This window comes from Variovorax sp. 01T439_2 (genome assembly GCF_056398445.1).
The window spans coordinates 1-1,323 of the sequence record NZ_JBFTPJ010001241.1 but is presented as its reverse complement, the minus strand read 5'-3'; the positions used below and the strand labels follow the sequence as shown (position 1 = coordinate 1,323).

Below are 1,323 nucleotides of genomic sequence, written 5' to 3'. Positions count from 1 at the left end.
CAGCCACTTCAGCCAGCTGATCCTGGCGCCGCTGTTCCCCTGGCTGAAAGACGCGTTCAACGTGAGCTACACCGAGCTGGGCGCGGTGCTGACGGTGTTCTTCGTGGTCTCGTGCATCGTGCAGGCGGCCTCGGGCTTCATCGTCGACAAGCTGGGTCCGCGGCCGGTGCTGTTCGTGGGGCTGGGCGCGCTGGCCCTGGCGGCCTTCGGCTATGCGCTGGCCCAGAGCTACTGGATGCTGCTGCTGTGCGCCGTCGTGGGCGGCATCGGCAACGGCGTGTTCCACCCGGTCGACTACACGCTCTTCAACCGCAAGGTGGCGCCGACCCGCCTGGGCCACGCCTACAGCGTGCATGGCATCACCGGCAGCCTGGGCTGGGCGCTGGCGCCGGCCTTCGTGGTGCCGATCGCCATCGCCTTCTCATGGCGCGTGGCGCTGGCTTCGGCCGGTGTGCTGGCCATCGTGGTGCTGCTGGTGCTCTGGGCCTACCGCGGCGTGCTGGCGCTCGACGTGAAGGCGGTGCACAAGGCGACCGGCCACGGCGAGCCGGCACCCATCGGCGGCGAGTTTGACTTCCTGCGCATTCCGGCCGTGTGGATGTGCTTCGGTTTCTTTTTCTTCTACGCCGTCGTGATCAGCGTGGTGCAGACCTTCGCGCCGGCGGCGGCGGGCCACCTGCACGCGGTGCCGGTGGCGCTGGTGGCGGTGTGCCTCACGGTCTACATGGTGGCAAGCGCGGCCGGCATGGTGGCGGGCGGCTTCCTGGCCTCGGACCCGTCGCGCTGCGAACGCATCGTGGGCATCGGCTTCGGGGTGGCGGCCGCGCTGGCGCTGGTGCTGGCCTTTGCGCAGTTTCCGCCGGTGATGGTGCCGGTGCTGTTCGGCGCCATGGGCTTCGTGTCGGGCGTTGCCGGCCCTTCGCGCGACCTGCTGGTCAAGCGCTCGACGCCGCCCAATGCCACCGGCCGCGTCTACGGCGTGGTGTATGCGGGCCTGGACATCGGCCAGGCGCTCGCGCCGCTGGTGTTCGGCCGCTTGATGGACCATGGCCAGTACGCGAGCGTGATCGCCGGCCTGGCGCTGGTGCAGGCCGTGCTGATTGCCAGCGCCTTCAACGTGACGCGGGTGCGCCGCACGGCGCTGGTGCCGGCCTCGGCCTGATCTCCCGCGGATTTCGCCTCAAGCCGTGGGCAGGATCTCGCGCACGCGCTCCCAGGGCCGGCACATCAGCGTGCCGCGCGGCGAGACGACGATCGGGCGCTGCAGCAGGATCGGGTTCGCGGCGATGAAGTCGAACAGCTGGTCATCGCTCCACTTCGGAT

Annotated in this window: 2 protein-coding genes; one reads left to right on the top strand and one right to left on the bottom strand. The window is 70.0% G+C overall.

The features are described 5' to 3' along the window. Nucleotides 1-1,162, top strand: a 1,162-nt coding sequence (locus AC1DOC_RS33930) for an MFS transporter (protein ID WP_478131601.1), incomplete at its 5' end; no start/stop codon positions are given. An 18-nt stretch (nucleotides 1,163-1,180) separates the two neighbouring features. Here AC1DOC_RS33930 and AC1DOC_RS33925 read toward each other — a convergent pair. After that, a partial coding sequence (locus tag AC1DOC_RS33925) for an ArsC/Spx/MgsR family protein (RefSeq protein ID WP_478131602.1) occupies nucleotides 1,181-1,323 on the bottom strand: 143 nt, incomplete at its 5' end.